This window comes from Chryseobacterium gambrini (assembly GCF_027920505.1).
In the GTDB taxonomy this organism is placed as follows: domain Bacteria; phylum Bacteroidota; class Bacteroidia; order Flavobacteriales; family Weeksellaceae; genus Chryseobacterium; species Chryseobacterium gambrini.
Genome location: NZ_CP115857.1, coordinates 1,452,062 through 1,476,889, shown reverse-complemented (window position 1 = coordinate 1,476,889; position 24,828 = coordinate 1,452,062). Strand labels below are relative to the sequence as shown.

General features: G+C 32.7%; 21 protein-coding genes and 1 tRNA gene. 5 read left to right on the top strand and 17 right to left on the bottom strand.

The genetic code is table 11. The features are described 5' to 3' along the window. Window positions 1-45 precede the first annotated feature (45 nt). The 4 genes from PFY09_RS06550 to PFY09_RS06535 all read right to left on the bottom strand — a co-directional run bounded on the left by PFY09_RS06550 (window position 46) and on the right by PFY09_RS06535 (window position 6,589). Window positions 46-3,861 (bottom strand): YobI family P-loop NTPase, encoded by a 3,816-nt coding sequence (locus PFY09_RS06550; RefSeq protein WP_271161871.1) that lies wholly within the window; start codon window positions 3,859-3,861, stop codon window positions 46-48. A gap of 385 nt (window positions 3,862-4,246) precedes the next feature. Further along, a complete protein-coding gene (locus tag PFY09_RS06545) occupies window positions 4,247-4,654 on the bottom strand; it encodes a hypothetical protein (protein ID WP_271161870.1) in 408 nt (135 codons plus the stop codon). A 30-nt stretch (window positions 4,655-4,684) separates the two neighbouring features. Then, entirely contained in the window at window positions 4,685-5,257 is a 573-nt protein-coding gene (locus PFY09_RS06540; protein ID WP_271161869.1) for a hypothetical protein, read from the bottom strand. A 312-nt stretch (window positions 5,258-5,569) separates the two neighbouring features. Further along, window positions 5,570-6,589, bottom strand: coding sequence for a pYEATS domain-containing protein (locus PFY09_RS06535; RefSeq protein ID WP_271161868.1), 1,020 nt, complete (start codon window positions 6,587-6,589; stop codon window positions 5,570-5,572). Window positions 6,590-7,015: 426 nt separating this feature from the next. On the opposite strand from PFY09_RS06535, the gene PFY09_RS06530 reads away from it, so the two are divergent. Beyond that, the gene (locus PFY09_RS06530; RefSeq protein ID WP_108410423.1) at window positions 7,016-7,450 is read left to right on the top strand and encodes a cold shock domain-containing protein; all 435 of its coding nucleotides are present in this window, start codon (window positions 7,016-7,018) and stop codon (window positions 7,448-7,450) included. 37 nt (window positions 7,451-7,487) lie between these two features. Here the strand turns inward: PFY09_RS06530 and PFY09_RS06525 are convergent, their stop codons facing one another. The 4 genes from PFY09_RS06525 to PFY09_RS06510 all read right to left on the bottom strand — a co-directional run bounded on the left by PFY09_RS06525 (window position 7,488) and on the right by PFY09_RS06510 (window position 11,111). Next, window positions 7,488-8,573 carry a nucleotidyltransferase domain-containing protein gene (locus tag PFY09_RS06525; RefSeq protein ID WP_271161867.1) on the bottom strand — a complete coding sequence of 362 codons (1,086 nt, stop codon included), beginning with the start codon at window positions 8,571-8,573 and terminating at the stop codon, window positions 7,488-7,490. Then, window positions 8,574-9,482: a hypothetical protein gene (locus PFY09_RS06520; RefSeq protein ID WP_271161866.1), complete on the bottom strand. Its 909-nt coding sequence runs from the start codon at window positions 9,480-9,482 to the stop codon at window positions 8,574-8,576. It abuts the gene before it with no gap. Between the two features lie 3 nt (window positions 9,483-9,485). Continuing rightward, complete coding sequence (locus PFY09_RS06515) at window positions 9,486-10,196, bottom strand: hypothetical protein (RefSeq protein WP_271161865.1); 711 nt, start codon at window positions 10,194-10,196, stop codon at window positions 9,486-9,488. Between the two features lie 105 nt (window positions 10,197-10,301). Then, window positions 10,302-11,111 (bottom strand): SDR family oxidoreductase, encoded by an 810-nt coding sequence (locus tag PFY09_RS06510; protein ID WP_271161864.1) that lies wholly within the window; start codon window positions 11,109-11,111, stop codon window positions 10,302-10,304. Window positions 11,112-11,210: 99 nt separating this feature from the next. On the opposite strand from PFY09_RS06510, the gene PFY09_RS06505 reads away from it, so the two are divergent. After that, window positions 11,211-11,579, top strand: coding sequence for a MerR family transcriptional regulator (locus PFY09_RS06505; RefSeq protein ID WP_271161863.1), 369 nt, complete (start codon window positions 11,211-11,213; stop codon window positions 11,577-11,579). 60 nt (window positions 11,580-11,639) lie between these two features. On the opposite strand, the gene PFY09_RS06500 is transcribed toward PFY09_RS06505, so the two are convergent. The 8 genes from PFY09_RS06500 to PFY09_RS06465 form a co-directional block, all read right to left on the bottom strand. After that, entirely contained in the window at window positions 11,640-13,886 is a 2,247-nt protein-coding gene (locus PFY09_RS06500; protein ID WP_271161862.1) for an AAA family ATPase, read from the bottom strand. Window positions 13,887-13,965: 79 nt separating this feature from the next. Further along, a complete protein-coding gene (locus tag PFY09_RS06495) occupies window positions 13,966-14,721 on the bottom strand; it encodes a tRNA(His) guanylyltransferase Thg1 family protein (RefSeq protein ID WP_271161861.1) in 756 nt (251 codons plus the stop codon). Further along, the gene (locus PFY09_RS06490) at window positions 14,711-15,145 is read right to left on the bottom strand and encodes an ATP-binding protein (RefSeq protein ID WP_271161860.1); all 435 of its coding nucleotides are present in this window, start codon (window positions 15,143-15,145) and stop codon (window positions 14,711-14,713) included. Before PFY09_RS06490 ends, PFY09_RS06495 begins: the two co-directional genes overlap by 11 nt. A 2-nt stretch (window positions 15,146-15,147) precedes the next feature. Beyond that, window positions 15,148-15,879 carry an ATP-grasp domain-containing protein gene (locus tag PFY09_RS06485; protein WP_271161859.1) on the bottom strand — a complete coding sequence of 244 codons (732 nt, stop codon included), beginning with the start codon at window positions 15,877-15,879 and terminating at the stop codon, window positions 15,148-15,150. Window positions 15,880-15,895: 16 nt separating this feature from the next. Further along, window positions 15,896-16,645, bottom strand: a complete 750-nt coding sequence (locus PFY09_RS06480) for a nucleotidyltransferase domain-containing protein (RefSeq protein WP_271161858.1) — start codon at window positions 16,643-16,645, stop codon at window positions 15,896-15,898. A 400-nt stretch (window positions 16,646-17,045) separates the two neighbouring features. After that, entirely contained in the window at window positions 17,046-18,797 is a 1,752-nt protein-coding gene (locus PFY09_RS06475; RefSeq protein WP_271161857.1) for a hypothetical protein, read from the bottom strand. A gap of 417 nt (window positions 18,798-19,214) precedes the next feature. Beyond that, a tRNA-OTHER gene (locus PFY09_RS06470) sits at window positions 19,215-19,323 on the bottom strand. 344 nt (window positions 19,324-19,667) lie between these two features. Beyond that, window positions 19,668-21,050 (bottom strand): RtcB family protein, encoded by a 1,383-nt coding sequence (locus PFY09_RS06465; protein ID WP_271161856.1) that lies wholly within the window; start codon window positions 21,048-21,050, stop codon window positions 19,668-19,670. Between the two features lie 358 nt (window positions 21,051-21,408). On the opposite strand from PFY09_RS06465, the gene PFY09_RS06460 reads away from it, so the two are divergent. From PFY09_RS06460 to PFY09_RS06450, 3 genes are all read left to right on the top strand, one after another. Next, window positions 21,409-21,741: a HopJ type III effector protein gene (locus PFY09_RS06460; RefSeq protein ID WP_271161855.1), complete on the top strand. Its 333-nt coding sequence runs from the start codon at window positions 21,409-21,411 to the stop codon at window positions 21,739-21,741. Window positions 21,742-22,006: 265 nt separating this feature from the next. Then, window positions 22,007-23,029: a helix-turn-helix transcriptional regulator gene (locus PFY09_RS06455; protein WP_271161854.1), complete on the top strand. Its 1,023-nt coding sequence runs from the start codon at window positions 22,007-22,009 to the stop codon at window positions 23,027-23,029. A gap of 51 nt (window positions 23,030-23,080) precedes the next feature. Continuing rightward, complete coding sequence (locus tag PFY09_RS06450) at window positions 23,081-23,224, top strand: hypothetical protein (protein WP_165763009.1); 144 nt, start codon at window positions 23,081-23,083, stop codon at window positions 23,222-23,224. 383 nt (window positions 23,225-23,607) lie between these two features. Here the strand turns inward: PFY09_RS06450 and PFY09_RS06445 are convergent, their stop codons facing one another. Then, window positions 23,608-24,792, bottom strand: a complete 1,185-nt coding sequence (locus tag PFY09_RS06445; RefSeq protein ID WP_271161853.1) for a DUF1501 domain-containing protein — start codon at window positions 24,790-24,792, stop codon at window positions 23,608-23,610. Window positions 24,793-24,828 lie beyond the last annotated feature (36 nt).

Below are 24,828 nucleotides of genomic sequence, written 5' to 3'. Positions count from 1 at the left end.
AGTGGGGCGAGGATTAAAAGTTAATATGAGTTATTTTTATAAAAATTATTCTTGATTGTAAGTGATTTTTATTATTTTATTTTTTTTTGAAAAAGATGCTTTTAAAAGATTTCTTTCTTGTAGTTTCCGTACTATTTTTTCGTTATATAAGCTATATTCAATATCGAATTCTTCTCTTCTGGAAATCTTTGAAAACGTTTCTCCTAATAAATCTAAATAATTGAATATCTCATCATCAGAATAATGTTCTGAAATCTCGTTAGCTAAAAAATTTACTTTTTCAGCATAGGAAAGATTCGATTCTAAGGTTACTGTTGTAAAATATTTAGAATATAAATGGAATTTAAGATTGTTGAAATTATCTATAATTATTTTAATAAAATCTAAGTCATTCTTATTAAATTTTTGTTCATCAACTAAGTATTTTAATATTTCGTGCTTGTATTGAGCATTTATGTCAGCTTTAAAAATATTTGTCCAAGTAGTAATATCCAAATTGGTGAAAAATTTATAATTCCCATGCACTAGTTCTTCATTTTTCTCTATAAAATAAATTCTGTTGTATTGATCTAATTCTTTAATATTTTGAGAATTAAAATTTATTAAATCATTATCAATAAGAATAGAAATTCTTTCTTTTCTTTTTATTTCGGATACATCAAATTTATTGATAACAGACTTTACTAAATTATTGAATGAAGTATCGTTAATTATAGAATTTATTATATCTAAAGAAAATTTTTCAACTGTTTTTGAATCAATATGTATTATGTTTTTTTTGTCAACATTTTCTTCTCTATCATCATCATCATTTTCTTCTTCATTGGATAAATTATTTAATAATTCTTCATTTAACTTAACCTGAGAAAGTATAATAGAGTTCTGTTCGTCATTAAGAAAGTTTTCAAAATAGCTGAAATCACCAATAATATCATTTTCGTATTCAACGAGTAAATTTTGCCAGTTGGCTATTAATTTATTTTCTGAAATAAGACTTTTCCATAAATTTTTATCTTGTAAATCTTGTATATTTTTTACTTTAAAATTCATTTTTTTAATTAATAAAATTTTATTTTCATCTGAAATATTTTCATTATTTAAAAGCTGAATAATATATTGTAATTCTTCTTCTGTATTATTTTCTGATTGAAGTATAACTTGTTCAACATATTCATTGATATTATTTTCAATATTTGTTTTTAAATTTTCGCAATCTGATTTTAAAATATATGTGTAATTTGATTTTTTTCTATCTACACTAATCTGATTATTGTTGAATTTATCTAAAATAAGACTGATATTTTCTTTATTAATTTTATAAAGATTTTGTTTTTCTATTTCAATTAATTCTTCAAATAACTCATTATTATATTTGATTTTATTAAGTTTTATACCTAAATATTTTAATTTAGAAATAAGTTCTTGAGGTTCCATTTTTCCATGGATGTTAGATAAAAAATCATTATTCTCATTTATGTATAAGTCAAAAGTATTTTCAAAATTTAAAGATTTTAATTTACTTTTTTCAATATTTTTTGATGTAATTAATTCTTCGAACATTATTTGTTTTACATCTTTATTTCCATTTGAATATATTGTGTTCCAAAATAATTTCCAATTTGACATCTCTGTTGTAAATGCTTCTAATAGGTCATTATTTTTATATATGTGAACTATATATCCATTAATAAAATTTAAAATTCTCGAATCAATATCACTAGAAATAATCTTTATAAACTCGTTGAATTTATTTATAATTGTGTAATCAGATTGAAGAGATTGCTTTGTTATCAAAAGATAATCTAAAATATGATAATTCAGGATAGCAATTTTCGTAAAATTATTTATTGCTAATTCTGAAATAAGTTTGTAAGGATTCTGAACTTCAGAGTCAAATGGCTGTTCTTTATTTTCAATTATTTTTAATTTTAAATTATAATCGTTAAGAGTTAACGACTCAGGATAGAATAAGGAAATATACTCAGAATAATTTTCATTTACATAATTGTTTAATACCAAAACTTTCAGCAGATTATAATTTTCAGAAATTTCAGTTATTTGGGGATGGTTCTCAGAAAATTTTTCTTTTATAATATTATTAAAATAATTGTTTGCTTTATCAATTCCAATATCTTCAAACAGCTCATGAAAGTATTTTTTTTCTAACACTGAGTTTTCAGACCGAAGCAGAGATATTTTTCTTTTTGTATTTTCCCTTGAGTATTTATTATTATTTAGAACAAATGCTTCTCTCTCTTTATATGAAAATTGTTTATCAACTAACTTTTCGATATCTTTAAATCTTTTACCAGAGTTAATTTTATAACTATTCCAATAAAAATCATTTTCAGAATAATAGATAATTTCTGATTTAGTAAGTTTATCAAAATTCTTATCTTCAATCACATTGGCAAATGTAATTTTATCATCTACAATGTATTTGGCATTTGGCATCAATTTAATCAATTCAAAAATATATATTTTTCTTAATGTTAAAACATCGTCTATTTTTTCATATTCAGAATTTTCAATATATGTTTCTAAATTTTCAATATTTTTCTCATTTATTTCTAACTCTTTTTTTATAAGTTCATTTTTATTATTAAAAATATTAAAAACTATTCCTGATCTATTCTGCAATTCTTTAAAATCTATTGGGTAAATGTTTTTTAAAATAATAAGACCAAAAAGTTTTTCAGCATCTAAACTTGTTTTAAGTGTTTTTATTTTATAATAGATTTTAAATTCATTTATTATATTAATCAAGGTTCTCATATCATTTATGTAAGGAGAAATATTAAAAATGATATTTTCTGATAATATATTTGTGTCAATAAAATCTTTTCTAAGTTTTTTGAGAAACTGAGTATTAGAATTACTATAATCAATAACAGGAATCACAGGAATTATTAAATCAAAAAACTTTGTTTTTTCGTTGTTTTTGCTAAATAATTCATCTTTTACAGCATATACAAAAGTTACAACTTCATCAATATCTTTAGAATTGTTGATTAAAATATTTAATTCACGAAGCTTTATGAAAACATCTACGGCATCCTCAAACCTGTCAATATCTTCGATAAAAACAATCTGGGTTTTTGTTTTTTCGAAGAAGTAAAGAAGTTCATCAATATGTTTATTAATAATAGAAATATCGTTCGTTTTAGGAACAAATTCCGCGTCATTAAAACTTAATTTATTTAATTTTAAATCAGATATTTGATTAAAGATATTTTTAATAATTATTGCAGAAATAATAAGAAAGATTGCTTTAATAAATAGCTCATAAAGATTATAGCTAATAAACTTAAGGTCAACAATTAATAATTTATTATATATTTTATCAAAAAAAAGATAGAGAATGGAATAAACCCAAAATATAAGAAATAATGCTTTTATTAAAATATATTTTTTTACTGTAATTCTTTCAAATCTTGATTCCGTAAGTTTGCCCTTTTTCTCAAAATAAAGAATTTGTTGCACAATGCTTGTTTCAATATCTACTTCAGTTTGTTTATTCTTTTCTTCAAATTTACCAAGATTAATGTCAATCGTTTTAAAGTCAGGATTTTTATATTTGAATAAATTAATTATGGTACTTTTTCCTGTTCCAAAAGATCCCGAAATTGCAATGTTTTTTACTTTATCATTTAGGATCCCCCATTTTAAAGAATCCAAATAAGTCTGAGAAATTTCATTATTATCATTATCAGATAAAAAGGGAGTTAAATCTTCGAGATTTAATATGCTTTTATTATTTTCTTTTTCATAATTTCTTTTCTGCTTTCCTAGAAAAAAAATCATGTCATTGATAAAATTGAAATAAATTATTTTAGCTTTCGCTTTTAAATTTTTGAACATGAAATTATTAGTTTATAACTAAAATATAAAAAAAATAAAAAATTTTATAAGTATTGATTATTTTATTTTTGGTAGGATCAGAAATAATAACAAAATTTTCAAAATTCATCCTTTTATTTTTAAACGAAAACAACCATGAGACTGAAAAGAGCAATACTGTTTAGAATTTTATAAATATTATTTTAGATGAATGTGTAGGCTATTATTAGCTTTGTGAAAGAGAGATTGTTATAAAAAAATTTAGCTGCTGTTTTTCCTTTAACGAATATTAAGAATTTCCTAAAAGAATGGCTGGGATTTTTAAAAGCTTAAAGTCTCTTTAATGATTTTTAGTTTACCGTTGCTTAAAGAAGAGTCTGTGACAGTGTTTCGATTACTTTAAAACTTACTTAACTTTTACATAATACAGGGATTTTCCCAGCTTATCTTCAAGATACCTTACATAATCATCCTCTGTTAATCCAATGTTGTATTTTTCCCAAGGAGCTGTTAAAGTTTCGTTTTTTTTAAGATATGTGTTTATCAATTCCAATATTGACTTCCTGTTCAATGCTTCTCCCTGATAGTTTGTAAGTCTTTCAGACTCTTCATGGTTATTGATCGTATTGTATAACATCAATAATTGATGCTTAAAGTTATTTTCTCCAAACAGAATAATCGAATTTTCCAGTGTGGTATTTAATAAATCCGGAAAACAGAAAACAGGGGTATAGACTGTATACGGTTCTCCCCATTCGAATTTCTTTTCTTCAATCTTGCATTGGGGTACTGTGCTGTCGTCTATATAATTCATATTATTTCTGCTCTCAAAAAGTATTTTTATTTAAGAATAGATTTCAAGCGGCTTCAGGGTGATTTTATCGATATCAACGGATTCTATCTTTTCCAGGTGGATTAAAAATTCGATCCAGCTAAGGATATGCTCTTCTTTAAGGGAATAAACATTTAATTTCCAGATTCCCGCTGGTATTTCTATCAATGGTAATTCATATTTAAAGTATTCTTCTTTGGTTACATCTCCGCTCCCGTTTAAAATGTTTTTAAGGGGTAATGAACTGTCAATATGGGCTTCTAGATCACCTTTATGATTATGGCACATCTGGGTAAAATCTGCATGAGAAACAGCGCGGACTTCATCTCCGGGTTCTGCTTTTAAGTAGTTGTAAGAATCGTGAAATTCCCATCTATTGCTGTCTATTTCATCTTTAATAAAGGTAAAATCGACCTGTTCTACTGCTTCATCGGTAGTAATAATGTGGATGATTCCCTGTTTTAATAATTCTGATAATCCATCGGGATAATCGTAATTAAACTCTTTATCCGAGTAATAGTTTTTACACTTGGTGGTATTGGCAAAAATAAGCACGCCTTCTGTATTTAATCCTTCGAGAACCATGGTCTGTTAGTTTAAAAATTATAGTGAGAACTTTAAATGGGCAGAGTTTCTGAATTTTATTATGCAGAATTTCTACGGGGTAAAGTTTTATATCCTGAGCAAATTAAGTATAATTATTATATTTCCCAAACCTGTTTTTTACACAGAAGCTGTATTCGAAATAAGCCCGGCAACGCTATCTTTAAGACATTGCCGCATTAAAGATACCAATCCTACGGATTGATTGACGGATTTATTTTTATTTCTACACAGATTCTGCTCCTAAAGGAGCAGCTTTTTTATTATTTTAAACAATTTAATCATTAAAAAGGTTTATCTGTCTCTAAATTCCTGTGGAACACCGGATAATTCTGCCAAATCTATTTCTAAGCGGGTACTTCCCTCATCTGCTTCAGCTCCTGCGGTGAATGCTCCATATACCTTATTTAAAACCAACCTTGCAATTCCATCAGTAACCGCAATGATTGGGTTGTCATTGTTAAAAGTAGGGTGTAAATGGAATTTAACAAACCCGGTAAGAGGATTTGCCGGATTTGTACTGCATACTTCAAGGGTTACCTTATATAATGTAGGATTTTCTGAAGGTTCTATTTTTGCCGTAATTTTTCTTTCATTACATTCAGATTTTCCGCCCCATTTTGATTTTTGAGGGTCATCCGGATCATTTGTAGCAATATTGTTTACTTCTGCTTTTACTTCATCAAACTTTTCTGAGATTGTTTTTCCGCCGCCTAAATCGGTCATTTTTTGCTGTGTATCATTAATGACTACAGCCATTGCGTTGACTTTTTTATCTAAATCATCTTCCACTTTTTTTACCATACCAATAAAATGAAGTCTTGTCCACAGATAAACGGATAAAAAGCCAATAATAAGAAAATACAATATTACAGCGATGGCTATTTTTTCGCCAGACTCTTTATTCTGAAATATTATCGAAAAATATTTTCCCACACGCGCTAAAAATTCAGGAATATTATTCAGTTGAGTTAATCCCACTCCAACAATAATCTTTGTAAGCCAGTCACTGATCTGAACAAGATTATCATTTTGTGTAACTGAAGGTTTTCTGTCATGATTATTTGTATCTGAATTTAAAATTTTTGGTACCCCAAATAAAAATCCTGAAAGTCCACCAATTCCAAAACTGGCTCCTCCAATAAAGATACATGCTCCCGTAAGTTCTAGATAAGCCATTATTCCTCCTTTCATATTTAAAGTGTTTAAGCCGATAAGAAAGCAGATTACTATTCCGACAATAATGGAAAAGAGTAAGAAATCCCAAATGCTTTTAAGATCTCTGTTTTTTTGTTTTAATGTTAATTCTGGCATGATTATAAATTTTCTTATACGAAATTCTTACATATTCCAGAATTAATCCATTACTATTTTGTGTTATTTTTTGTTGGAATCTTCGGATTACTTTTTCATCAGGCTTCATTTAATCCCCAATCTCTAAAATAAATTGAAATTCAATGAATTGAATTCCGGAAGATTTGTTTGGTATGCTTATTTTTCGTATATTTGTTAACTTATTAAAAGAAATCTCTGTCTTTACTTTCTGTGATCGTTTAGAATATTTTATTTACTTCCGTTTCAATTGTTGTCTTTTTCAGAAGGCATTCACATTAATAAAAGTACTCAGAAACCCTTTAATAACAAGTTCGGGATTTTGGTATCGCAAGATAGCGGAAACAGGCAATGGATGAATTGCGCGGGCTTTCAATAAACGTATAAAATAAAAATTCAATAAAATATATGGCAGATTCTTTCTCTAAAAAAGAAAATTTCAAGAAAAAACAGCAAAAACTTAAAGAAAAAGCACAGCGTCGTGAAGAGCGTAAGGAGAACAACGATAAAGGGAAGACCCTTGATGAGATGTTCATGTATGTAGATGCGAACGGACAGCTGACTTCTACGCCTCCGGATCATGGTGAGAAAGAGGAAATCGATATCAACAACATTCAGTTGGGAGCAGCTCCTATTGAAGCTGAAGAAGCTATAAAAACAGGAATTGTCACTTTTTTAAGCGAGAAAGGGTATGGATTCATTACGGAAGATAAAACGAAGGAAAATATCTTCTTCCACAACAATAACTGTATCGACCAGATTAAGAAGGGAAATAAAGTATCTTTCGAAAAGGAAAAATCTCCGAAAGGGTTTTCCGCAACGGAGATCAGACTTGTTAAATAATACACTATCCTCATAAAATAAAGCTTCATATGAAGCTTTATTTGTTTTTATAGAGTTCTTCTCTTATTTCAACCAGAATTTTTGTGGTTTTCTCCAGATCCGGAACTTCGGGCAGGGTAGAAGATGCATGATAATGTTCAATAGAAGAAATAAGGTCTTCTGCTTTTTTTAATACTTCTTCATACGACCGGTTTCCGGCTTTGATGTCGAGTAATTCTTCGCGGTTTTCCACGCGGATATTCAGAGAATTGTTTTTAAAAATCTGTTCGCACGACTGTAATAAACGAATCGTGTGCATCATGTTTTTGCTGTCGTAATTCTGTCCGTGGTTTTGGTTGACGTTGTAACGGTCTTCATTGCGTTCGGAAACCCACTTCCAGTATTCGCGGTAATCTTTGCAGTAGGTGGAATAGGCATCGAGGTTGCAGAAAAGATAGGCAAGGGGATGTTGTCCTTTGGGAACGGAGGAAACAGAGACCTGATTGGCTTCCAGATTCTGAATAATTCCTTTGTATCTGAAATCGCCGGATTGATCGTAAAACAGGGCAAACATTCCTTTGGTATTGTCGATGCTTACCAAGCCGCATTTTTCCTGTTGTAAACCATTCTGATTTTCGGAGGAAGAGAATTCCCGCAGCCATTTTTTCAACGGAACGGAGCCCTGATCCTGCAGGATGTAACAGAAATCGAGGATGGATTTCTTTTCTTTATCCATCGGGTTCAATATTTTTTTGTTGAGTCCTTTTGCTTTTTTGATCTGGGAAACAGCATATCCTGCAAAAGTGTCTTTGCAGAGTCTGGAAAGAAAATCTTCGGGTTTCAGGAGATTCATCAAGGGGTGTTTCTGTAAGATACAGTCTTCCGGACTGGCGATAATTTCGAGGATATTGGGATTGTTTTTCTGTAACAGTTCGATGAGTCTCCCGATTTCATAATAGGTGATGTCGTTGGTTTCATTGGAAATCTGCGGAATGTAATTTAAACCGAAAAAGTCTTCTTTCGGTAAATAATACACGCCACGAATGTCTGTATCGGAATTTTCTGTTGCCAATCCGAAAGAGCGGCTTCCGGAGATGGCTTCGAAAAGGATGAGGTTTTTGTTTTTAAGGTCCTGGATGGTCATTTAATAATCTTTAAAAAGTTCAAAATCTTCAAATCTTATTTTTTGAGATTTATTCTTAAAATATCTGTTATTTCTGTTGCTTTTAAAACCTGTTCTTCCGATTAAATTACTATTAATAAAAAGATGTGTTTCTTTGTTTTGGAAAGGAATCGTTATAAAAAAACATTTTTCGATGTTTTTGTCAAGATCCTTAAAGCATCTGTTAAGAAAAGCAAAGTTTTCTGTTTCCGAAATAAATTTCTCTTCCAATATAGAAAATTTATTTTGCGCTGAATCAATCATTGCTTGTAATCTATCGGAATTTTCATCAGGATAAATTTTAAAATAAGTTTTTACAATATACTCTATAAATTCCTGTCTATAGAAAATTTTATATTCTTTAAAGTTTTTTATGGCTGAATAAATCGGATCCTGAGAATCGTCTTTGAGGTTGGCACATGTAACTTTAACGGATTCGGGGATTTCGATTCCGTATTGGGATTTTAGATTTTCGCAATGTTTTAAAAACTCATTTTCTTTGTATAAAACTTTTACTTCTCCTTTGGCAATATTTTTTTCAATACTTACGAACAATGGATTTCGTCCCTCCTGCCAAACTCCATCTCTAAAAATTAAGGTGAAATATTTGTATTCTGCTCTGTTTTTAGCATTAAAACTGATATGAATTGTATCTCTTTCCTGAGGAGTATAATCGAAATCGAAAATGTTCCCATGATTAAGTTTGGATGTCATATGTTCTGCAGAGATTCCGTTTTCAAAATCTTTTACAGGCATCATGACTTTTCCGCGTATTAATGATTCCCGAGAGCCATGATAACGGTATAAAGACCAAATGTAAATGTCTTTTATATCATTTATGTTTCCTTCAGCACAGGTGCAGAATTGTAGTTCTGTATTGGGGGTACACATAATTTAATCTAAAAAATAGGGTGAAAAATCAATTCCCTGAAAACAGCCTGCCATTGGTAAAACGTTATCGCCGTTCATGGTGACTTCATATTCTTCGCAGGTGAGCTGTGAAACTTTTTGATACCAGCTTTTCTGGTATTCTTTCTGAATGTTGTCCAGTTTAATTAAACAATGCAGTCCGCCATTGGTTTTGATAAAGGTAAGACAGTCGGGGTTTAAACAGTCTGCAATGTCTTCTCTGAATTTATCAATGGCTTGTTGATGGTTTTCTATACGGAAATCAATATCGAGATCAAAGAATATTTTTCGTGAAGTGGTGGTCTGAATAAGATTTAAAGCCAACGTATGGGGATTGATGGCGTTATCTTTCCGGATGAGTTTTTCCGAAATTTCTTTCATTAAAAACAATGAAGCATTGTGAAGGTCGCGCGGGTTGGGAGTGATATAAATGGCGAGGTTATCCTGAGAAACTTCGGTATTTCCGGATTCGTACAAACCTGCCGGAATTTCGAGCTGCTTGATTTTCTGAAGCAGTCTTTCTTTGGTTGAGGTAAATCTTTTTAACTGTGCTTTATCTGCTTTCAGTCCTGTTTCGGGGTTGTATTTTTTTCTTGCGAGAAGGGCAACGTAATATTGTTCATTGGGCAATAGTTCAGGAAGCCAGTCTATGAATTGCTGTAATTTTTCTTCGTTGTGTATGATTTTGTAGTTCATTGGTTTTTAATTGGTGTCTGAAGGTTTGTAAGTTTGACTTCTACAGCAAAGAAAATAAAAATTAAATAAAAAACCGGACAATTTTTAAAGTCCGGTCTGTTTTTGTTAGTTTTCAAAAAAGCGTTTTTTGTTTTCTTCGAAGAATACCTGATCTCCGACCTGTCTGCGGAGTGCGATAGTTTGTTTGGAATCTTCTCCTGCAAAGTAACGGAGTTGGTTTTTACCGTCTGTTGCTGCTTCGTACACGACTTCTGCAATCTGCTCCGGAGTGGAATACTGGAAAACTCTGTTGGGATCTTTGAAGACTTCCCATACTTTTTCCGTCATTTCCTGATAGGCAGGATGCGCTCCCATATCGAGAGAACGGCTTGCAAAATCGGTGGAAATTCCGCCCGGCGCAATAGTTTTGATGGTGATTCCGAAAGGATTGAGTTCAAATGCCATGCTTTCTGACCAGCCTTCAAGAGCCCATTTTGTAGCGTGATACAATGAGGCTAAAGGAAATGCAACATGACCGCCAATGGAAGTGGTGGTTAAAAACAATCCTTTTTTATGTTCTCTGAAATAGGGGATAAAAGCCTGTGTTGTACGGATCACGCCCCATAAATTGGTTTCTAACTGTCTGCTGATCTGTTCTTCGGACAGTCCTTCCAAAGGTCCCATTAATCCGTATCCTGCATTGTTGAATACTACATCTACACCGTCCTGAATTACTTTTTCAGCGACTTGTTTGATTTCCTGCGGATTGGTAACATCCAGTTTCATCACTTTGATGTTGGGAATGGAAGAGAGTTCTGTATCGTTTTCGGGAGTTCTCATGGTTGCGACCACGTTCCAGCCTTTTTCTGCGAATAGTTTTGCAGTTGCTTTACCCAGTCCGGTAGAAGCTCCTGTAATGAAAATAGTTTTTGACATCGTTTTTTTAGATTTTGTTGAAACGAAATTAATATTTACTTTTGAAACCTAAAAGTGTATAGTATACTGTATAGTTTTAATTTTAACGAAAATTTAACAATGAAGTATTTAATCAACAAGCTTTCGAAGGCAACGGAAATCCCAATCGGAACGATCCGCTTTTATGAAAAGAGCGGTTTAATTGCCGGAGAAAAGGATGAAACGATAAAAAGCAACAACTACACGTATTATTCTGAGGAGGTTATCGAAAAGCTTGATTTTATAAAGGAAGCCAAGTCTGTGGGCTTTACTCTGGCAGAAATTAAAGACTGTATGGATGCATGGTTTGAAGACCGCCTGAATACGGAGGACAAAATTAAGCTGATGGATGATAAGATTGCCCAGATCGATGCGAAAATAGAGGAAATGCAGCAGCTCAAGGAAAAACTGGCGTATGCGAAGGAAGTGATCCGGAATGGGGAGTGCTGATTTTTGAAAACTCCATCCAAAAGATGGAGTTTTTAAGAGCATAATATTTTTTTACAATTTTTATGAATCACTTTGCATCATCATATCATAGTGCTCTTTACCAATTTGAGAAAATAAGTTTGCAAAAATTAATTTTATATTATCTCTTGTAGAATCATCAGTTTCGTGATAATATATTTCTTCATTAGGATTTATTTTATGACTACCATCATGCAACATTGATAATAAAGATCTGTATATCCAATAATTATTATCATTCTCGTCAATTTCTGCTAATGTATTCCAAATGTCTTTACCAAGACCAATAAAATTAACATATGTCTCTAATATCCTTCGCATGCAGTTAAGCATTAATGCATTTGAAATGTTATCTTCTTTAAGTTCATTCCAAAGCCTTTCATATTCACTGAATGCTACATTGTCATATTTAATTTTGGGAGATATACTACTTTGGCTCTTGTCCTTTCTTATCAAATAATGTGAATTTGCTTTACAAATATAATTTCCTCCTTTATCAAAAGAAACTTCTTTGTAAAAATATGAGTTATGTGTTAATAAAAAAAACTGTTCAATATTTTGATTTTTAAAATCATTTGCACTTCCTCCTCCACTTTTATTATTTACAATTAACCCTCTTATTAATGTTGAAATAAAAAATAAAGTTTGACTTGACATACTTGATACTGGATCATCAATTACAATAATTTTCTTTTTTGTGTTTTCTGTGTCATTTGTTCCAAGACATAATTGGTAAAAATATAAAAATGCAATGAAGTTTTTTTCTCCTTCACTTAATGTTTTGAAAACATGATTATCAGAGGTTTCTCCTTCTCGTAAAATATAATATTTGATAATATTATTTTCAGTTTCTTTTTTTTGAATTTTAAATCCCGTAAAATTATTTTTAATAAGCAAATCATTGATGCTATCAACAGCTTTTTGCGTATTAACTGTTTGTTTTTGCCATTCTTTAATTTTATCTTTAGATTGAATTTTTAGATTTTTTAAAGTATCAATTTCTGATTTTAATTGTTCTAATTTTTCTATGTTGCTATTATTTGCAATTTTAAAAGAATTAATTTTTTCTTTAACTTGATGAGAAATATATTTCCATATTTCATCTGTTAATTCTTGTTGACTTTGTTCTATGTTGTCAATTTCTTCATTATGAGTTCTAATATTTTCGTTGATTTTTTCAATTTCGATTTTAAATAAGTCAATCGTTTCTAACTTTTTCTTTTCGTTGGGATTAACTATTTTAGCTTGAATTTCTTTTTCATTTTTATTTAAAATGCTTGTTAATTGATTTTGTATTTGTAGGACATCAAACTTAATCAGATCAAAATCTGTCAATGTTTTCAAATTTGAATTAAAAGAAGAAACTATAGCCGAGTATTTTGAATACAATTCTTTAATATTTTTAATTTTTTCTTCTCGGGTAGTATCAAAATAACTTTCAAATTGCTGTAATAAATCTTTATCAATTGTTTGTTTCTGACAGAAAGGACAATGTTGAATTTCTTTCTCCTTATTCAATAAATTTATTCCTTGCTGAATCCAAGCACTATTGTTTAATTCATTAATAATAGAAGCGATAGGAACATCGTTACTTCCTAAAATGATTTCTTCCAAAGCATTATTAAGTTTTTTTTCTAAATCAATTATTTCATTAAAATAGTTAATGGAAATATTATTCTCTATTTTAGCTAATTGTTCTAAATAGTATTTTTTATATTTCTCAGAAATATAGTTTAAATCTTTTGAAGAATATGCTGTTTTATTGATTTCAACTAGTTTTTCAAAGAAAGGATCTTTTCTTCCTCCTAAATATATTTTATTAAAGTTTTCTTGAAATTGCTTATTGTGACTCCAACAATCTTCAACTATATTAAAATATTCTTGTTTTTTTGAATCTTCAAGTTTTTCTTTTTCTTCGTCCTTTTCTAAAATTGACTTTTCAATGTTTTCTAATGTTAGATATTCATTTTTTATATTAGTATCAATTTCTTCATTTTTTTCATCCAATGAAAAGATTCCGGATAATTCAGTGTTGGAATAAAAATTATTTTGCACAAAGTCGGAATCAAATACCAGTATTTGTTCTTCAACTCTGTTAAAGCCGTCAATAGAACAATTATTAAAGGGGGATGAGGGAATTTCATTTTGAGAAATATTATGAAATAAACGAGCAATTGTGGATTTGCCACAGCCATTATTCCCAAAGAAAAAATTAACTTTCTTCAAATCATTGATTTGAACAGTATTTTTATATGTTGCAACTTGGTTAAGTTCAATTCTTGTTATCATATATTCAAGCTGTTAATAGTTTAGTAAAGATAACAATCATTATAGATTAACCATTACGGCTTTCCGTACCCTTAAAAAATTAATCAAAAAAACTCTTAAAAAACCCACGATATTCCTCTCGAATCATCAATTCCTTTTCCACAAACAATTCATTTCTTACACAATCCACCGTTTCCTGTGTTACAGGATTGTAGCCTTGTTTGTTAATTTCCCTGTTAAAAATTCCGACACCGCGTTTTTGCCAGGACGGAAGATCGTTGTAATTGATTCCATATTGAAAAAGCAGTTCATTTTTATCGGATGGTGACATTCTTTCAATTCTTTCGGTGGTTTGTCTGGCGTTGAATCCGTTGTTTCTCAACGTCCAGTAACAATAGGCTGAAAGGGAATTTCTGTGGGAATCTTCCTGTCTCCAGCAAAAATAATCCATAATCATTTCACGGTTCGGAATGGAAATCGTTCTGCAGTCGAAAACGCAGATTTCCTGAAACTGCAGGCTGAAAAAAGCACTGGCTTCTCCCGCCAGAACAGAATTGATCTTCCTTACTTTTCGGCTGAAAGTCTGGTCGTCTTTATGGATCAGCAGAGAAATTTCATCACTCTGCGTGTAACCGTACAACACTCTAAACCCGATGGTAAAGAGATGCTTCGTCGTATCGATCATTGCCTGACTGAATTTCTGATCAAAAGGTTTTTCCAGCGACAGTTTTTCTTTGGTAAGTCTGGTAAATCCTCTTCCGTCGAGTCTCACGATCATAAAGTTTTCCGGAAGGATATACTGTTCCGAAAAGCTTTCGTTTTTTCGCATGACCGCTTCAATTTCTTCAAATTTCATAATTGCTGATTTCAAATTTGTTCTCCATTATTTTCACATGAAATATTTTATCAAAACCTTCTTCAATGGAAGGTTTTTGGAGGTCTTTGTATTTTGCTTTTATTCCGATCTCGCTGATGAAGTCTTTTCTGTTTTTATTCCGTTCCAGAGAATCCTGAATGCTGCTTTCAAAATAATATGCGATGATTTCGTATTTGTTCTGTCGGGCAAGCTCAATGTATTTTTTTCGGCTTTCTCTGGTCACATTTGTATTGTCAATGACTATTTTGGACTGTGTTTCAAAACAGTACTGAAGCAGTTTTCCTTCTTTGTTTCGGGTATTCAGCAAATCCATGCTGATCCTGATGTGCGAATTGAAAAAAAGCTCCCTGTAGAAGGAACTTTTTCCGCTTGCGGGAATCCCGATGAATATGATGATCTGCATTTTTAATTTTTTATACAGCTTTCCACAATCACCTCCAATGCTTTCTCCGCAACACAATTATACAACCCCGAACACCAAGCCGGATTGGCTTCAATTAAAGCCCAGCCTTTTCCTTTGATGATCCCGAAATCCAGAACAATCGCTTTGGGAAGTGTTTCCCCATATTGCTGAATGAAATTTTTGAAAAAATCAAAAAGCTCTTTCTGTTCGTTTTCAGAAAGCGTATTGGTGTCAAAAACGTCATTTCTCCAATAAGAAGAATGGGTTCTTATTTGATTATTTAAGACAAAACACCTTACTTCCAGTTCCCATTCTACCACTTCGGAAGTGAAAACCCTGCTTTCCAGATCCAGCGAATCAAAACCTTTGATGTTGGTGACTTTATCAAAAACTCCCGCTTTAAAACTTTTAAAATCCGAACATTTGATGAAAATATTTTCTTCATGCACGAAATCTTTCAGCGTTCCGTAAGAGATTTTCCTTTGGGTAAATTCTTCCGAAACTTTTGAAAGCCAGTCGTCATCAGGTTTTGTCAACGTAAGACTGCATTGTTCCGCTACAATTTCAGCATAAATATCTTCGCCATACACCGCAATCACGTCTCCACGAAATTCTTCGGGAACATTCCATTTTGCATTGAAACGGCTCAACTCGTAGGGTGAATTGAGGGATGCTTTTTTCAGATTGTTGCTGTCTTCCGTGTACATGGGAGAGAGCGCGATGAGGTTTTTCATGGCATTATTTTTATTTCTAATGTATTAATATTTCTCTAAAAACCTTCTCCATTTCGTTTTTATCCGAATTTCCTCCTTTCAGACTTTTAGCTCTTTCTTCATTATCCAGTATGGTTTTTTCTAAAAATCCGAAGAGTTCCCAGTCATTCGGATGATGGTAAGATTCTCCTTTTGTGGATTTTAAAGCGATTAAATTTTCTATTTTCGTTCTTGTAAAATCATCGACCAAAACCAGTAATTCACTGAACAAAACAGGCGGAACTGTCCCTTTATCCAATATCCATTTTCCGGTTAAGGTAGTTCTTAGGCAGTAAAAGTAAGATTTCAGTTTCACCTCATCAAGTCTGCATGCCTCGAGATATTTTTTGCTCATGCTCGAATAGTGATAAAATACCGCTATCGGAGAAAAGCATTTGTCCGCCAAAGGTTTAAACAGATCGTAAAATTTTTCATTTTTCACATAAACGATAGGAGAGTAGAACCAGCTCAGCAAAGCCGCGTTCGATTTCAACAATAAATGAAACGTTTTTCTTAGATCCCATCCGGAACCGTCCAGATCGTCTTCGGTCATAAATTCTATGGTTTCATCTTTATCCCACGGCGAAAGATACCAGTCTTTTTCGTGTCGGTATATGAAGCGTATATCGTAATCGCTGTCCGGAGACGCAAATCCCCACGCGCGGCTTCCCGATTCTACGGCAAGCAGTATTTCTACACCGCGCTTTGCTTCGACTTCTTTTAGTTTTTCTATTATTTTTGGTGTCATTGTTTTTAAATTTGATACAAAATAAAAAACATCCTGCGCAATCTTTTTACGCAGGATTATTTTATGTAAAACTTGTCTAAACTTTTTACCGCAAAAGATGCAAAAGATTTTACACTTTAGCTTATTAAGTTTAATACTTAAATGGAAAGAAAAAGCACATAAGTTAAAAAAAATCAAAGATTTTTAAAAACTATTGTGAGCCTTTTCATTTATAATGATGAACTTTAAATAAAAAAATTAGTAGATCTTTTGTTACTTTTGCGGTTAGATAAAAGTTTAAACAGACTTGTTTTTATCATTCGCTGAACGAATCGCCCTTGCGAACAAATAAATAAAATCATGTTAATAAATATAACTTTGCGTGCATTGCGTTAAAATTATTTTAACCTCAAAAATTTTATCATGTAAAAATCTTCGTAAAACTGTCTTTCTCCAGATTCTCCAAAGAAAAATCAAAGTCGACATTTTCTTTATCATAAACGATTTCAGCTCCTAACTCCTGAATCAAAAGATTGAAGGATATTGGTTCGTACCATTGCTGATACAATGCGTTCGTCGCCATTACGGAAATTTCTGTATTTCCTGAAACATGGGTATGTCCAGCTCCGAAATTCAGCAGTACGAAACACTGTCTTCCGTCTTTTGGCAGCAACATTCCCAAAACGGTCTGCTTTTGTACGGATTGACATTTTGCTTCCGCAAACAGATTATTCGGATTCATCATATAATCGTAAGAAACGGCATCGCCTTTTCCGATAACTATTTTATATCCGCAGTCGCTGTTTCCATTGAAAACATTGTTCATTACCAGAGTCGGAGCCATTAAACCTGTGTTTGCGTAAAGATATTCTACAGCACCGTTTGGCGCGGAAGTGATATCTCCCGAATACATCAACTGACCAGAATTTTGGTTGTAAGCTGCATTCCATCCGATTTTTCCGGCAATATTTAATCCCGAAAGGTCCAAATCATAAGCTCCCCATGCATTTTCCCAGTAAATTCCTACCGCTAATCTTTCACCGAAGAATCTTGTTCCGGTTGGTATATTTCCCACAAACATTTTTTCGGAAGTCGGTAAGGCAAATTCTACATCTTCAGGGAAATAGAATTTCTTTCCTTCAAAACAATACTTTGATTTTAAATAGCTTAAGATAAAATTGTAGTTCAGTTCATTTACGGAAGTTCCGATTGATTTTTTCGTCCACGATTTTCCGTTGCGGATTCTGTACACAAAAGTATCCTGACCATACATTCTTGAATAACAAGCCGATAAAGCTTTAAACAAAGCAAACGGAGTGGCATTTTCCAGCCAGTGCAAATCGCTGTTTTCCAGTAATATATTGGTTGCGTTATTCAGTGGATTCGAAATTAATGGTTTGTGATAAACCTTTGACAGTTTGGAAATTTTATTAATAACCTGTGGCGCTCTGTTTTTATAGGCTAAAAATAAAGGCTTGAAACGGTTGAAAATTTCTGCCATTTTTTCCAGTCCGAAACTTTCAAAAAGAGAAGTCGGATTGAATTTGCTTTGCTTAATATCATTAATCAAATCATTGTTTTTAATTAATAATGTTTCTTTTGTAGTTTTGTAGATCACATAACGTAAAAATTCAACATTATTTTCAGGATAAACATCGTAACGGTCGGCAATTTTTATGATGGCTTCTTTATTTCTGATATTTTCTTTTCCTGTAAAATCATATTCCAGTTCGTCGTGCAGAATAGATAACAAATCATCAATTGTTTCTTCTTTCAGAGCAATTCCTGATCTTAGGATAGCAAGACATTTTTCCTGCATTTCTTCTTCGGAGCAGGCTTTAATGACTTTAAAATTCAGCTTCAGATCCGGAATATTCAACACTTCATCAGGAATGTACACTTCACCCTGAAATCTACTTCCGTAGGTGGAAAAATAATGAAAGAGCTGCTCCATCAACAGTTCGAATCTAGTACTTCCTTTAATCTTCTGCCACGATTTATGGAAGGTTTTGTTGAGATCATTTCCGTTGAGCTTTTCTTTAGCGTAGTAAGAAATAATTTCTTTTTTTGCCCACATGGCTTGAGGTTCGATGATGAAACCATCCTGAGAAATAAATACGTCAGTATCCGATTCTTTTGCCAGTACAGCGTTGAATAATTTTAATGTTTTCATTGTTTTTGGTTTAAAAAAATAAGTGAGGAGTAAGATTCATTAAAAGTGAAGTGTTATAGGAACTCCTTTTACCTATAGTTTTTAAAAGGCGGGGAGTAATTTTCCAAATAATTTATAGGAACTCCCTTTGCCTTAAAGTTTTTTAAAAAGGCGGAAAGTAATGTCTGAAATGTATAGGAACTTTCTTTGCCTGAAATTTTTTGTTTTCTTTTTGGTTAAACGCAAAGACGCAGGTTTTTTTCCAATTCATTATGTTTTTAAGGCGCATGACACTCCGGCAAGCTCAGTGCGACATTTTTAGCTAAAATATTAGCATTAAATTTTATCGGAGATAAAATCCTTGCGCCTTAAAATTAGAGTTGTTAAAATAAATTGCGCCTTTGTGTATATTTAACAATTTTATCTGCATTTTTTTTGAGGAACAGGCAGGACTCGAACCTGCGACTCACAACTTTGAAGTTTACAGGAACTTTATTTGCCAAAAGCGAAAAGTAATCTGTTGCTCTACCATCTGAGCTACTGTTCCTACCTTATGATTAAAGGTTTTCATTAAACCCTACAGACTTTTACACCTGCAAGGTTCGGTTATTAGTTTTCTTTTTGTTAACGCATTGTTCTTAATCTGTTTTTACGGATAATTTTGAATTCTTAACTTCCAATAATCTGACTTCGGAAAGTGAAGCGTTAAGAAAATTTAAAATTAATCCGTTAAAAAATTCCCATTGTCTGAAGCGCGACTGCACTTTTGAACCGAAGAACTTATCTTGAATTCGCGCAAGTTTTGGGAATTTTAGGATTAAGTTTTAATTTTTAGCGGAAGTTTCCAGGTCTTGAACTTTTTGTTTCTTTTGTTTCAAGACAAAAGAAATTCTATGCTTTTCTAAACTTCTTCTTTTTCTTCCACGGTGCATTTTTCTGAACGTCACCCGCCATAATACATCCATAAGGCATCACTTCATCCAGAACTTCACACAGTCCGTATTCTTCAATCTGCGCTCTCACATTTTTTGCACTTTTATAAGCAGTTGGAAGTTCGGAAATATCAATTTCATTGGTGAAGAAACGGATATCTAATCCTTTGGTTTCTTCTTCAAAAACTTCTTCGATGGTTTTATGCGCCAACGATTTTTTATGTTGACTTCTGCTGAAATTTCTTCCCGCTCCGTGAGGCGCAAAACCCAGATTTCTTTCGTTGGTAATTCCTTTTACAATCAAAACCGGTTCTGCCATATTCAAAGGAATTAATCTCGGACCTGTAATATCCGGCATAAATTTATCATCCAAAGGCGTTGCACCTTTTGCGTGGTAGAATAAATCTCCATCTTTGAATACAAAATTATGCTCGTTCCAGTATCGGTCTTCTTTCTCGATTCCCAATTTATTCAAAGCGGCATCATGAATGGAAATATGATTTTCTTTCGTCCATTTTCTGATTAACTGTAAGGCTTCCCAATATTGTTTTCCTTCTTCCGTTTCATAAGGGATCCATGCGTTTTCTCTTAAGGTTTCAGGAGAAATTTCCATTCTGAACTGGTTCGCAACCTTCATTCCCTTATCATATAAAGCTGCGCCCGGAGCTCTTGAACCGTGGTGTGTTACCAACATCGTGTTTCCGGTATTTTTGGAAATTCCGACAAACAGGAAATGGTTTCCGTCGCCCTGAGTTCCCATATGTGAACGCGCAATGCTTATTAATTTTTCGTCATTCAGAAAATCATTTTCTCTGAAAGCATCCATCAATTCCTGAGACATCGGCATCTGTTCTCCTCTCGGTCTTCCACCGTATCCGAAATGCGTGATGGAATGGGCTGCATCCAACACTTCTTTAGGATCTGCTTTTCCGAAATCCGTCAGCATTACAGAACAGCAGATATCTGCGCTATGGAATCCCGGATGAATCGCATTTTTTGCCACAACCACACCGCCAACAGGAATATGACCTGCAGGACCTGTAGGACAGGCATCCGGCATAATGGCTCCGTTTTCCAGAGTCGGCGTTTTCATCAGGACTTTCATCGTGTTGATTACTTTTTCTACGTTATCATTTTCACTTTCGTGTTCTGCTCTGATGTTGATCACAAAATCTTTTGCCGTTTCATGAAGCGGAATCAGTTCGGGCTGTTTAAACTGTTCCAGATATTCTTTTATCTGAGTTTCGTCTAAATTATTTTCGTTGATGAATTCAATCGCTTCTTTAAACCATTTCGCTGGTCTGTATCCTAATTCGATTAAATGATTTCCGTTAAATTCCATGTGTTCTCTCATTTTGATGATGCAAAGTAAGAACTAAAGTGTGCAATCTTTTTGCGCAGATAAAATTATTTTAATTATTTTTGAGGAATTAACCACAAAAGGCACAAAAGTTTGTTGACACATGACTAATTAGTTTTAATATCAAAATGATTGAGGGTATTTTAGAACACATCAAATTTAAAAATCAGAGATTTTTGTGAGGAACGAATAAAGTTCTAAAGTGGATAATAAATTATTTCAAAAAAATAGTGTTCTAAAGATCTTGAAATGGTTTTTTAAAACTTTTCTAAACAGATATTGCTCGATCGGGCGGATTTCTGTTTTAAAATTGAATTATTTATAAATAAAAAATTAAGATATGTTGTTTGAACAATTAGAAAACGCACCACAGGAAATTCAGTTTAAGGAAGTAATTGCTTTTATTGATGAACATTACGATTTCACTCCCACAAAATTTACGAACGGAAATACAGTAAATGAAGCCAATCAGAATAATGGTTCCTGTAAGATTTTTAGTTTTGCGAAATTAAATGATTTATCTAAAGAAGAAACGCTGAATCTTTTCGGAGAATTTTACAGGGAAGATGTTCTTAAAAATCCTGAAGGAACGGATCATCAGAATATCAGAAACTTTATAGAATCCGGCTGGGAAGGAATTTCTTTTGAAGGAAAAGCTTTAAGTAGAAAATAAACTGTCATTGCGAACAGACCGGAGGTCTGCGAACTCAGTTCAGAAATGACGAAGCAATCTCGAACAATTTGGAAGAGATCGATTGAGTGGTTCCTTGGTAAGAACGGGGTCCTGAAAAATGGCAGCTTTTACCACCCCGTCAAAAAAGCGAAGATTTTTCGCCACCCCTCCAGAGGAGGGGAATTTCAACGCCTTATATTAATTTCAACCTCAATCTAAATCTCAGTCTTAACCTTAATCTTAACATAAACCTTAGCCTCATCGTATGTCATCCAATAAAAACGCGCTCATCCGGTACAAAACACTGGATAAATGCCTGAAAAATAAATACCGGAAATATACACTCGAAGATCTTATTGACGAATGTTCCGAAGCTTTGTTCGAATTTGAAGGAAAAGAATCTTTTGTAAGCAAAAGAACGGTACAGCTCGATCTGCAGAATATGCGGAGTGAAAAATTCGGTTATGAAGCGCCGATTGAGGTGTACGAAAGAAAATATTACCGCTACAGCGATCCGGATTACAGCATTCATAATATTTCGGTCAATGAAAGTGATCTGAAAGCCATGAATAATGCAGTGCAGATTTTAAAACAGTTCAAAGATTTTTCGATGTTCAAGGAAATGAACGGGGTGATCCAGAAGCTGGAAGATTCCATCCATTCAACGAACCAGAAATCAATTATTCATTTAGATAAAAATGAGCAATTGAAAGGATTGGAATATATTGATATTCTGTATGATGCGATTTTGCACAAGAAAGTTCTGAACATTACGTATAAAAGTTTTAAGGCAAGAGAATCGGACTCTTATATTGTTCATCCGCAGTTGCTGAAGGAATTTAACAACCGCTGGTTTTTGATCTGTTCCAATAAACAATATGTCTACAATCTTGCTCTGGACAGAATGGAAGATATTCAGGTTGAGGAAAAGATCGATTATATTGATATGAATCTCGACGGCGACGAATATTTTAAGGATATTGTAGGCGTGAGCGTTTCGCCAACGATGGCTCCGCGAAATGTGGTTTTCTTTGTAGATTCTTCCAATGCGCCTTATGTAAAGACCAAACCTTTTCATGCAAGTCAGGAAATTGTAAGCGAAAGTAATGAGGGAACCATTTTTAAAATCTGCGTACAGCTGAATTTTGAGCTGGAAAGACTTCTTTTGGGGTTTGGAGAAAGCCTGATTGTGCATAAACCGAGAAAACTCCGCTTGCGGTTAGAAGAAAAATTCAAAGCGGCGGCAAAAAACTATCAGAATCTTATCATTCCTGAAGAAGATTCATAACAATTCTTGGCTTAGAAATTGTATTGCATGAATCATAAAAAAATAAACAGTATGAAATCAAGAATATTAAAAGCAGTTGTAGCAGTAGTTGCGCCTTTGGTTATCGAATTTATCGTGAAGAAGATTTCTGAGAAAATTGATCAGAAAAGTCAGAAAAAAGAAGATCCTAAGCAACTTCCTGCATCTACGAATTAACATGACAAGTAGTTAGATTTAAATTATAGAAAAAGAGGCTGTTCATTTTTGCAACAGCCTCTTTTTATTTTTAAAGCTTTCTAAATGATTTTAAAATTTGATGCAAACTGAAGGTTCAACGGAGTCAAAAGTTGCAAAATATGATCAAAATGTAATGATTAGTTATTCTAAATTTGTGTTAACTTTTGCATTTGTATTCATTGATTCTATATAAAAGTTAAAACAAAGTTTTTATGACTGTCCGTGATTTTTCATCATTAAACCTTTGAGTTCTTTGCTGAGTGAAACGCCTTTGCGAACTTAAAAACAGTTAGTATATAAAGAATCTTAGCGATCCTTTGCGTTAAAAAGTAGTATAATTAATAACGGATGATCAAAAGCTTTTATATAAAATCATAAACCCCGTTTTTCCAGCCGAGAATTTTAGAAGAGTCTGCTTTCAGCCAGTTTTTAAGGATAGTAGCATAAATTTTCCGGAAATCTTCGGTGTAGATTAAATCGCCTTCATTCAGATTCTGTAAATCGGGAAGTGCATTCAGAATTCCTTTTTTCTTTAAACCTCCACTGATGAAAAACATCTGGTTTGCCGTTCCATGATCGGTTCCGTTACTTGCATTCTGGGCAACACGCCGACCAAATTCTGAAAAAGTCATCAGTAAAATATCATTGAAAAGTCCGTTGCTTTTCATATCAGCAACAAACGCTTTTACCGCATCATTGATGTCTGTAAAGAGTTTTTGCTGTCTTTCATTCTGATTCACGTGCGTATCGAAACTTCCGATGGAAAGATAATACACTCTTGTATTGATGTCAGATTTAATTAAAGAAGAAACGGTTTTAAAGTCTTTTCCGAGCTGAGAATTCGGGTAGGTTTGTTCTGTTTTTTTCGCTTTGCTTTTTTCGAAAATGTAGTCTGCGTTGTTGATGGTGGAACCTAATGTCTGATATAAATAGGAAACCGTTTCATCGTCATGATGATGATCGTAGAGTGATTTGAAATATTTTTCCTGACTGGTCTGATATAATCTTTTCGGATCTTTAAAGGCAAATGCTTTGTTGTTTTCGCCTTTTAAAGCTAAACTCAGCATATCGTCCACTTCCAGAGCCTGAGTAGGATGATCGCATTTGTAACATTCTTCATCGAGAAATCTTCCCAGCCAGCCGGTTTCAAGATATTCGTCGCTTTTGCTTGCAGAATGCCAAATATCCATGCTTCGGAAGTGAGATTTATCGGGATTCGGATAGCCGACATTATTCATCACGGAAAGTTCTCCCTGATCGTACAGTTCTTTGAAATAGGAGAGTGCAGGATTAATCCCGGCTTCGTCCGTAAGCTGCATGGAATTCTGAATGGCAATTTTATTTCTTTCCCTGAAATAAATATCATTTTTTGTCGGAATAATCGTATTCAGACCATCATTTCCTCCTGTAAACTGCAGTACCACCAATATTTTTTGATTGGGTTCCAGTGCATCATCAAATGTCATGGCTTTCAGAAAATTTGGCATCAGAAAAGATGCGGTTGCCAATGAACTTATTTTTAGAAATTCTCTTCTTTTGATTAACATAAACTTAGGTTTTTAGGATAAAGATGATAGGTTGCA